The sequence below is a fragment of the Nostoc sp. XA010 genome, assembly GCF_020829625.1.
GTDB lineage: Bacteria > Cyanobacteriota > Cyanobacteriia > Cyanobacteriales > Nostocaceae > Nostoc.
This window is the reverse complement of sequence record NZ_JAIVFX010000079.1, coordinates 1-10419: the sequence shown is the minus strand read 5'-3', so window position 1 is coordinate 10419 and position 10419 is coordinate 1. Positions and strand designations below refer to the sequence as shown.

Sequence of the window (10419 nt, the reverse complement as noted above, 5' to 3'; positions counted from 1 at the left end):
GACCTGCGCGCCGGCAGCGTGACCGTGCTGATCGGCCCCTCGGGTGCAGGGAAGTCCACGCTGCTGCGGCTGATCAACCACCTGGAACGTGCCGACAGCGGGTACGTGACCGTGGGCGGCCAGCTGATCGGCTACCGCCGCGACGGTGACACCCTGTACGAACGCCCCGAGCGCGAGATCCGCCGCCGTCGTGCCGAGGTGGGCATGGTGTTCCAGGGCTTCAACCTGTTCCCGCACCTGACCGCGCTGGAGAACATCATCGAGGCGCCGATCGCGGTGCGTGGCGTGCCACGCGCGCAGGCCGAGCAGCAGGCACGCACGCTGCTGGAACGTGTCGGCCTAGCCGACAAGGCCGATGCATTCCCGCGCCAGTTGTCCGGCGGCCAGCAACAGCGCATCGCGATCGCCCGTGCGCTGGCGCTGCAGCCGAAGGTGCTGCTGTTTGACGAACCCACCTCGGCGCTGGACCCGGAACTGGTGGCCGAAGTGCTCAGCGTGATTGAAGAGCTGGCCCGCTCCGGCACCACGCTGGTGATCGTCACCCATGAACTGGGCTTTGCCCGCCGCGTGGCCGACCACGTGGTGATGATGGACCAGGGCCGGGTGATCGAGCAGGGCACGCCCGACGCCGTGTTCGAGCGACCGCGCCAGCAACGTACCGCCGACTTCCTGGCCAAGACTCTGTAACCCTCAAGGAATGCCATGAGCCCTGCAGCCCCCCGTCGCCCCTGGCGCAGCACCCTGTTGATCGTGGGCGTGCTGGTTATCGGCACCGCCGGTATTGTCTATTCGCGCGTGCGCCAGGCCCCGGAGCCTGCAGCCGTGGCCGCGACCAGCCTGGCCGGCGCCAACACCGCCGTGCTGAAAGGCACGCTCGATCCCAAGGCGCAGGCCTTGATTCCTGCGGGCTACCGCTTCGTCACGCCAGGCGCGCTCACCGTCGCCACCCACCCGGGGCAGCTGCCGCTGGCCGACTATGGTGCCGACAGCAGGGAGGTGGTCGGCATCGAGCCGGATATCGCCCGCCTGATCGCCGATGGCCTGGGCCTGAAGCTGGTGATCGTGCCGGTGGCCTGGGCCGACTGGCCACTGGGGCTGGAATCGGGCAAGTACGATGCGGTGCTGTCGAACGTGACGGTCACTGAAGAACGCAAGAAGAAGTTCGATTTCTCCAGTTACCGTTACGACCTGCTGGGCATCTACACGCGCAGCGATGGGCCGATCCAGAAGATCGAAAAGCCCGCCGATGTGGCCGGGCTGAAGGTGGTGGTCGGTGCCAGCACCAACCAGGACCAGATCCTGCGCCAGTGGGACCAGCAGAACATCGCCGCCGGCCTGAAGCCGGTGGAGTACCAGTACTTCGATGACGCGGTGGTTGGTCGGTTGGCGGTGATCACCGGGCGTGCCGATGTTTCATTCGAGCCCAATGCCACCGGCGCCTATTCGGCGCGCGACGGCAAGGTACGGCGCGTGGGCCTGTTCCCGGGTGGCTGGCCGAATGCCGCGGCGATCTCGGTGACCACACGCAAGGGCAGTGGCCTGGCTGATGCAGTCACGCAGGCACTGAACACGCAAATTGGCAGTGGCACCTATGCGCAGGCGTTGGCGCGCTGGAACGTGGCAGAGGAAGCCGTGCCGCAGTCGCAGACCAACCCACCGGGGTTGCCGACGCTGCAATGACGCCGGGCGTGGCCTGGCGCTACCTCCGCTTCTGTAGAGCCGAGCCATGCTCGGCTGCTCTACCAACGTGCCTCCAGCTTCTTGAATGGCTTTGCCAGGCGCACACCCTCGGCATCGAAGTTGGAAACGCTACGTCCATCCACACGCACCGTCTTCGGCATCGTGCGCGCCGGCCACCAGACCTTCACCGCTGTCCCGTTGCGCAGCCCCTCGCCAAGCGCCACCGTCAACACGCCGTCGCGCTGCCGCGCCTGCATCTGCAACGTGCCATACGCAGTGGGCAAGCGTTCCACTGCCAACCCATCCTCCGCCACCCACGACGGCGGCGTACCCGGCAGCAGCGACAGCGCATCATCGTCTTCACGCATCAGCATGCCGAACAGCGTGCGGCCGTACTCGGCGCCGATCCAGGTGTGCGGCATGTCGCCGAGATAGCGCGGGAACCGCAGCCGCGAATGCACCACTTCGGCCAGCACCTGCCACTCAAGCGGGCGCCGATCATGCAGCAGGCCCTGCAGCAGCTCGTCGGCCACCTGTGGTTGACCGAGGTGCACATAGCTCAGCACGTTGCGGATTTCGTACGGTGTGTACGCGTACAACGCGCCAGGCTGGCCGCGCTTGCGCACATCGTCCAGGTAACGGGCGAAGGTGGTCTTCAACGCCTCGGCAGGCAGCACGCTCTGCGCCCCGGTCGGGTCCAGCGCGATCGATACTCCGGTGGGGTCACCATCGCCCAGATCGGCAGAGGAGGGGATGAAGTCGATGCCCTTCCACGCCATCGTCGCCCGGATCGATGCATGCAGCGCGTCGTACAACGCCTTGTACTGTTGGCGCGCCCACGCCGCAGTCTCGTGGTCGCCCAGTGACTCGGCCAGCCACGCGCCGTCGTGCCAGCCCTTCAGGCCCCAGTAGTCATCCCAGTAGCTGTGGGTGGGCGAGGGGTAGCCTTCGTGGCTTATCGACGGCGCGAGAATGCCGGCGAAGCGTTCCGGTGCTGGCTGGTCGGCCTTGTAACCTTTCACCAGCGTGCGCTCGCGCAGTTCCTGCAGGAAGCGCAGGGCCGCTTTCACCTTCGGCAGATACGCGCGTACCGATTCGGGCCCGCCATCGAGGCGCGCCACATCGGCCACCAGTGCGACGTACTGGCCCTGGCTGTCGTACTCGATGTCCGAACCGAAGCCGGTGTTGACGCTGCCATCGTCGTTGAGGATGGGTGAGACCAGGCCGTTGGCGTGCACGCCGTGCTCGCTGTACCAGGCCAGGTAGTCGCGCGCGACCTTCGCCTCACCCATGCGCAGCAGCACCGCCGAGGTGGCCATGCCGTCGCGGATGAAGGAACGGTTGTAGTTGCGCGGGCCGGGCTGCATGGCTGGGCCGGTCTGGTTGATCAGCATGTAGGCGGCCTGTGCGCGCAGCATGTCCACCAGTGAGGGATCGGGCAGGCGCAGGCCAACCTGGCCGAGTCGTGCCTGCCAGTCCGCCGAGGCCTGCGTGGCCAGTGTGTCGAAGGCGCTGCTGGCGTCGTCTGGCAGCGAGGCCAGATCGAGCGGTGGCGCTTCGGGCAAGCTGCCGTCGGTGTCTGCCGCGGCGGTGCCCAGCGGGAAGGCGACCACGACCGATTGGCTGGCACCTGGCGCCAGCGAGATGGGATAGTCCAGCGCCGCTGCTGCAAGACCCTGGTCGTCGCGCGCCTGCTGTGCGGAAGGCAGTTGTCCGGCGGCAATGCCGGCGGTGATTTCCTTTGCACCGTCCTGGCCGAACGGCGCCGCGCCGGACGCAGCCACCGGCGTGAGTGACTGCAGCAGCGTGCGACCGTTGATGCGCACAGCCTGTCCGTTGATGACCACCTCGCGGATCGGCGACAGCCCGCCGTTCTGCCACGGTGGATTCATCTGCATCGGGCGCACGACAAGGCTGAGCGTGCCTTCGATCCTGGTGCTGCCGGTGTTGTGCAGGCGGTGGCGCAGGAAGGTCACCGGCTGGCCATCACGTTCGATGGCGAACACTTCGCTGCGCAGTTCCAGCCCGGGCTGCGGCGACCAGGTGGCGGAGGGCATCGGCTTCCAGCCATCACGCAATGCATGCTGCACGTTCTGCCCGGCGGCACCTGCAGTGCCCCCATTGGCGCTGCGCCAGATCGGCTGCACCAGCGGCGCGCCCTTGAACGCTTCCAGGTTGCCGTACTCGTCGAAGATCGATTTTTGTCGCCCGGCATGCACACCAACAGCGGTCCAGTAGGTCTGCTGCATCTGCAGCGAGGCCGGGAACAACGCGCGTTGCGCACCGCTGGCGGCAATCTGGTACTGCTTCATCGGCGTCATCACCGCCTTCGGCCCGAGCAGGCGCAGGCGCGCGATCTGTGGGGCGCTGCCGTCCACACTCAGACGAAACGCACGCAGCGGCTGCGCGGTATCGGCGGCGAGCCAGCTCTGTCGATGAGTGGCCGCCTGCGCATCATGCGCGAGCGCGTGCCATCGGCCCTGTGCATCCTGCGCCTGCAGGCGGGCCGCGCCACGCGCGCCATTGGCCCAGTCCACTACCAGGCCGGCGGTCGGCTGGGCCCGGGGCAGGGTGAGCTCAAGCGTATGGGCACCCCCTTCTGCGTGCGGAATCGCGACAGCGCTCCCGCCTTGCCAGAGCGAGGCCGCCTGCGCTGCATCGAGACCCTTCACGCGTGCGCTGAGCGCGCTGTCCAACGGCTCCATTTCGAAGATCGATACCCCCCAGTCGGAGGTGCGCTGCGGGCTGGCCAGCCGCAGGTAGCGCGCCTGGCGCGGTGCGAAGTACAGCGTTTCCACATCGCCCAGCGAATCAGCCATGGTGTAGGCGGTCTGCCACTGCGTTCCGTCCAGCGAGGTCTGCAGCGAATAGCCTTCCGGATTGGAGACGTCCCAGGTGAGGCGGGCGCCGGCCAGCTCTGCCGGTGCGCCCAGATCGATCTGGAACCAGTGGCCGGGACTGAAGGCGCCGCCGGTGACGGTTTTCGCATCGCCGTCGATCAGGCGGCTGATCGCCATGGCCGGCACCTGCTGCGAGGAACTGCTGGCCTGCCACTGGCTGCGCGGGGGAAGGGTCTGTGCGTGCGCGGTGACGGCCAGGGCGGTGAGCAGCAGGGCCGCAGCAGGCCGCATCGGAGGGGAGAGGGGAGTGAGCCTGGAACGTTCAGCGCGCAACGTCATTACGGACAGCCTCGCAGGTTCGGCCGGAATCTGGCGAGCGCTACGCTAGCAAGGGATGTAATCGTTTACATGACGCACTGCAGTAACGTCGATGCCGTTGCGGGCACGAACCGGGCCGGCCGGCTGACGGGTATGGCTCTGGACGCGTTGGCACGATCGGCTAGGTTCGACGCACGCCACGGAGCTCGGGCTGGTTGTCATTTGACAATGTACCCGAACAGGTACAGACTTCGGAGAACAGCGGATGTCTCGAGTGCGTCACCCTGACAAGGACATAGAAGCCGCGTTGCGTTTTGCCGAAACGCGGGGCTGGAGATTGCGCGTCGGCGGGAGCCATGCCTGGGGCCGGATGTACTGCCCCTACAACGACAGCGAATGCCGGTGCGGGGAGTTCTGCGTTGTGAGCATCTGGAGCACGCCACGTAGTGGACGTAATCACGCCCGGGCGCTGCGTCGCGTTGTCGAGAACTGCAGCCGCGAGCAATAAGTAGCGGTCGAAGCCGAAACGAGGTGGGCAATGACGGAATTCAATTTCACCCTGAAGTACCGCGTGCCGGACGTGTACGACGATACCGATATCCTGGAGCAGCGCCTGGCGGCATCGGGCTGCGACGATGCGCTGTTGGGCATCGGGCGTCCGGGCAGGATGGCGCTGGCGTTCTGCCGTGAGGCGTCGCGTGCCGATCAAGCGCTGCAGTCGGCGCTGGAGGACGTGCAGCAGGCGGTGCCGGGCGCCGAACTGGTTGAAGTAAGCCCCGATCTGGTGGGGTTGACCGATGTGGCCGACCTGCTGGGGATGTCGCGGCAGAACATGCGCCAGCTGATGCTGGCCCACCCGCAGTCGTTTCCATCGCCGGTGCACGAAGGCAGTACGTCAATCTGGCACCTGGCCGACATCCTCGGCTGGTTGCAGGCGCGTGGCAGCGGCAAGGTCAGCTCGGAACTGGCCGAGCTGGCCGCCGTTGCATTGCAGCTGAATCTGGCCCGCGAAGGGCGCAGGCTGCAGCCCAAGGCATAGTGCCGGGCAGGACCGGCACCCCCCGCAGCGGGCTGCGTTACAGCTGCACCTTTTCCCACCAGCGTGTGCCGGCCTGCGGCGCCTGCATGTCCAGGACCTCGCCCATCATCGGCGTCGCTACCGGCACGTTGCTGGCGGCGGCCAGCGCGGTGATGCGCTCAAACGGCTGCTGCCATTCGTGCAGGGCCAGATCGAAGGTGCCGTTGTGGATCGGCAGCAGCCACTTGCCGCGCAGGTCCAGATGCGCCTGCAGGGTCTGTTCGGGCTGCATGTGCACGAAGGCCCAACGCGGGTCGTAGGCACCGGTTTCGATCATGGTCAGGTCGAACGGGCCGTACTTCTCGCCGATGGCCTTGAAGCCGTCGAAGTAGCCGGTGTCTCCGCTGAAGAAGATGCGGAAGTCACCGTCCTGGATCACCCACGACGCCCACAGGCTGCGGTCACTGTCGCCCAGCCCGCGGCCGGAGAAGTGCTGGCCTGGCGTGGCGGTCAGGCGCAGGCCGTTGGCCTCGGTCGATTGCCACCAGTCCAGCTGTTCCACCTTGCCCGCGTCGATGCCCCAGGCGATCAACTGGTCACCCACGCCAAGCGGGGCGATGAAGCGCGCGGTCTTGCGATCCAGCTGCATCACTGCCGCGTGGTCGAGGTGGTCGTAATGGTTGTGCGAGAGAATCACGCCGGCGATCGGCGGCAATTCATCGATGCTGATCGGCGGGGCATGGAAGCGCGCCGGGCCCATCCACTGCACCGGCGAGGCGCGCTCGGAGAACACCGGGTCGGTCAGCCAGTACTGGCCGCGCAGCTTCAGCAGGATCGTGGAATGGCCGATGCGGAACAGGCTACGGTCGGGCGCGGCATCCAGCGTGGCGCGGTCCAGAGGCTGCACCGGGATGGGGTGGGCGGGCACGGTGCCCTTGGGCTTGTTGAACAGGAACGTCCACCAGATCTCCAGGCCGTCGCGCAGGCCCATCGCCGGCTTCGGCAGGGCATTGCGGAACTTGCCGTCGCGGTACTGCGGCGAGGCCGGGAAGTCGGGGAGGGACCAGGACTTGCAGAAGGTGTAGGCGGTCACGGCAAGGATTCCAAGCAGGAGGACAAGGAGCAGGCGCTTCATGGGTGACGTCCGCTGAGTACACTGCACAGTGTAGTTTCCTGTTTTTCAAAAGTACACTGCCGGGTGTAAAATGTGGGCATCCGTTCAGATTCCTGGTGCTCTGCCATGCCCCGTGCCCCGCAACGCCTGACCGACCGCAAACGCGAGGCCATCGTGCGCGCGGCGGTCGAGGAGTTCCGTGCAGCGGGCTACGAGGCCACCAGCATGGATCGCATTGCCGAAGTGGCGGGGGTGTCCAAGCGCACCGTCTACAACCACTTCCCGAGCAAGGAAGCGCTGTTCTCGATGATCCTGGAGGAGTTGTGGGAGCGCAGCGTTGCCAGCGACACACTGCCGTACCGCGCCGACCAGCCATTGGAGGCGCAGTTGCTGCAACTGCTGGGCCAGAAGCTGGAGCTGCTCAGCGACGCCAACTTCATCGACCTGGCGCGGGTGGCAATGGCCGAGATCATCCATTCCCCCGAGCGCGCGCAGGCCATCGTCTGCCGCATGGGCGAGAAGGAGAGCGGCGAGAGTGCCTGGATCCGCGCCGCGATGGCCGATGGCCGGCTGCGCGCGGTCGATCCGGAGTTTGCCGGCCACCAGCTGCACGGGCTGGTGAAGAGCTTTGCGTTCTGGCCGCAGGTGACGATGGGGCAGGCGCCGTTGAGTGCGGCCGAACGCACGCGCGTGGCCGAGTCGGCGGTGGCGATGTTCCTGGGCTTCTACGCGATCTGAACCCTGCCGGCTAGCGTGCCGCAAGCTGGCGGAACTCGGCGGCCGGCAGCGCCGCCGAGTACAGGTAGCCCTGTCCGACATCCACCCCCAACGCACGCAGCTGCTGTTCCTGCGCCAGTGTTTCGGTGCCCTCGGCCACCACGATCGCGCCGCAGCGATGAGCAACCTCGACGATGAAGCGGACAATGGACTGCGATTTCGCATCGGCCAGTGTGGCGATCAGCGACTGCTCGATCTTGACCTCGGCGATGGCCAGCTGCGAAAGCAGGATGAGCGTGGAGTAGCCGGCACCGAAATCATCCAGCGACAACGTCACGCCGGCAGCGAGCAACTGGGCGATGTTGGCGTCGACGACGTCGCGCTCGACGATCTCCGTCCACTCGACGATCTCCAGGCGCAGCCTCGCACCGGCCACGGCATGCAGCTGCAGCAGCTCCTGCAGGCGCAGGCCGAAGTCGGGCAGGCGCAGTGATTCGGCCGAGACGTTGACGGCGATGGTCAGCGCGGCGACGTCCTGCTGGCTGTGCTGCAGGAAACGCACCGCCGAACGCAGCGTGGCCCACTCCAGGTCCGCCAGCCGGCCGTGCCGACGCACCAGCGCGATTACCCGCATCGGTGCGATGGCGCGCCCTTCACCATCGCGCATGCGCAGCAGCGCCTCGGCACCCACCAGCTGCCGATCATGCAGGCGATGCTTGGGCTGGTAGCACAGCGGGGCGTCACCCTGCTGCAGCCAATGATCGAGCGCGCTCTCGATCAGGGCGTCGATCTCGCTGTCGCGCTGGATCGGATCATCGAAAAACACCACGCCTGATTCGATCGCACTCAGTGCCAGGGTGATCGCGCGGAACGGCAGATGGCCATCGTCGGCATCACCTGGAGGCTTCAGTTCCACCACCGCGCAACGGAACAGCGGCCGGAAGCCCGGCCAGTCCTGCGCAACCCGGTCGGCCAGGTTGGAGGCCAGTTCGGCAATCTGCGGCTGCACGCGCAGTTCGGGCAGCGACAGGCCATGGATCAGGATCGCCAGCGCGGCGTCGCCAAACTGGTAGATCTCCACCCGCTCTGCGGGTAGCGGCGGCAGCAGCCGACGCACGTCGTCGCTGCTGTCGCGTCGCCACAGCCCGTTGTCCTGCAAGGGCCCATAGCGAAGGCGCAGGTCGCGCAGGTTGCCCATCTCGGCCACGATCAGGCAGGCCTTGCCGACGCCGTCGTTGTCGCGCCAGACCTGCTGCAGGCGTTCGCCCAGTGCACGCATGTTCGGCAGCCCACTGATCGGATCGACGCGCAGCCAGGCCTGTTCGCGCTGACGCTGCGCATCGATCTGCGCGTCGTTGTAGACCAGCGCGAACACCGCGCCGAGCATCAGCAGCGAAAGCGGCAACGCCAGCAAACGCTGGATTGCCAGTTCTTCCACCGGCAGGTGGGCGGCGCCGATGATCGCCACGCCCAGCGCCAGGCCGAGGGCGGTGACCACGATGCGCACCCCCCACGCCTGCAGGAGGATGCGCAGCGAGAGTTCGCCGAGCATGCGCGGGTGCAGGCGACGACGCAGCCAGATGCCGGCCAGCATCTGCAGGGTGGACTCGAGGCTGGCAGGCAGGAAGAACTGCGTACCCGAAAACTGGTAGCGCGCCATCAGGCTGCCGGCGAGACAGGCCAGGCCGCCGCGCCAGCCGCCGAGCAGACCACTGATCAACAGGATATCGAAGCCGAGGTGGAGCTTGACCACCCCCTGGGTATAGCGGGCCACGAACCAGGAATTGAACAGGTAGATCAGGCCCAGCGCCACGCCCACGTACAGCCGGCGGCCTTCGATGGCATGGCCGGCACGGCGGGTGGCGATCAGCAGCACGCCGATCATGCCGATCACCGCGGTGGCCTGCAGCAGGTACAGCGGCAGGCTGGGCAGGGCGCTGTCCAGGACCTGGGCCGCAACCCGTGAAAGCGCATCCATAGCAGGTTCCCGCCTGTGACCGACGGCCAGTGAGGAGCAGGGTAAACCACGGCCGCGCGCGCGGCCACTGAGGCCGCACGGCGCTGGCTGTCATGGTCAGTAGCGAGGGTCGGCGATGGCCGGCAGCACCAGTTCGCGTACGAAGCCGGACGGCGACAGCTGCAGCAGTGCACGCACCATGGCCACCACGTCGTGCACCGGCACCAGTTCACCTTGGCCACGTGCCGCCGCGTCGGCCACCGGTACCGACAGCGCATCGTCGGTATTGAGATAACCCAGCTGCAGGCTGGTCACCGCCAGGCGTCGATCACGGAAGCCTTCGCGCAATGCGTCGGCGATGCCATTGAGTGCGAATTTCGAGGCGCCGAACGCTACTTCCGGACGGCCGCTGCGCGGCAATGCCGAGGTCGAGCCGGTCAGCACCAGCTGCGGTCGCGGCGCGTTCAGTACGCGCGGCAACAGGCGCTGCAGCAGCACCAGCGTGGCGGTGATGTTGACGTCGACCAGCTGCGTGAGCGCCGCATCGCTTTCATCGAGGAAGGCGTACTCTTCGCTGAAAGCCTTCTCTTCCCAGATGCCCAGGTTGTGGATCAGCACGTCCAGATCGGCCGGTGCCTGCGCGGCAATGTGGTCGGCGGCAGTGGAGGGCTGGGCCAGGTCGGCCTCGATCCATTGCAGGGTGATTCCATCCGGGCATTGCAGGTCGCGCGGGCGGCTGCGGGAAACGCCGATAACCGTATCGCCGGGGCAGCAC

The 10419-nt window shown here is 67.0% G+C and carries 8 protein-coding genes; 4 read left to right on the top strand and 4 right to left on the bottom strand.

Annotated elements, in window-relative coordinates; genetic code table 11:
* The coding region (locus LC608_RS35120) for an amino acid ABC transporter ATP-binding protein (RefSeq protein WP_229557926.1) at positions 1 to 687 on the top strand (687 nt) is incomplete at its 5' end.
* A gap of 15 nt (positions 688 to 702) precedes the next feature.
* Positions 703 to 1680: an ABC transporter substrate-binding protein gene (locus LC608_RS35115; protein WP_229557925.1), complete on the top strand. Its 978-nt coding sequence runs from the start codon at positions 703 to 705 to the stop codon at positions 1678 to 1680.
* Between the two features lie 59 nt (positions 1681 to 1739).
* Here LC608_RS35115 and LC608_RS35110 read toward each other — a convergent pair whose 3' ends face one another.
* The gene (locus LC608_RS35110; protein WP_229557924.1) at positions 1740 to 4859 is read right to left on the bottom strand and encodes a discoidin domain-containing protein; all 3120 of its coding nucleotides are present in this window, start codon (positions 4857 to 4859) and stop codon (positions 1740 to 1742) included.
* 517 nt (positions 4860 to 5376) lie between these two features.
* On the opposite strand from LC608_RS35110, the gene LC608_RS35105 reads away from it, so the two are divergent.
* On the top strand, positions 5377 to 5877 hold the full coding sequence (locus LC608_RS35105; RefSeq protein ID WP_229557923.1) for an AlpA family transcriptional regulator: 501 nt from the start codon (positions 5377 to 5379) through the stop codon (positions 5875 to 5877).
* Between the two features lie 37 nt (positions 5878 to 5914).
* Here the strand turns inward: LC608_RS35105 and LC608_RS35100 are convergent, their stop codons facing one another.
* Positions 5915 to 6991, bottom strand: a complete 1077-nt coding sequence (locus tag LC608_RS35100; protein WP_229557922.1) for an MBL fold metallo-hydrolase — start codon at positions 6989 to 6991, stop codon at positions 5915 to 5917.
* A 105-nt stretch (positions 6992 to 7096) separates the two neighbouring features.
* Here LC608_RS35100 and LC608_RS35095 point away from each other — a divergent pair, with 105 nt between their 5' ends.
* On the top strand, positions 7097 to 7708 hold the full coding sequence (locus tag LC608_RS35095) for a TetR/AcrR family transcriptional regulator (protein WP_229557921.1): 612 nt from the start codon (positions 7097 to 7099) through the stop codon (positions 7706 to 7708).
* Between the two features lie 10 nt (positions 7709 to 7718).
* Here LC608_RS35095 and LC608_RS35090 read toward each other — a convergent pair whose 3' ends face one another.
* The gene (locus LC608_RS35090; RefSeq protein WP_229557920.1) at positions 7719 to 9665 is read right to left on the bottom strand and encodes an EAL domain-containing protein; all 1947 of its coding nucleotides are present in this window, start codon (positions 9663 to 9665) and stop codon (positions 7719 to 7721) included.
* A 96-nt stretch (positions 9666 to 9761) separates the two neighbouring features.
* Positions 9762 to 10419: SDR family oxidoreductase (locus LC608_RS35085; protein ID WP_229557919.1), on the bottom strand; the 658-nt coding region annotated here is incomplete at its 5' end.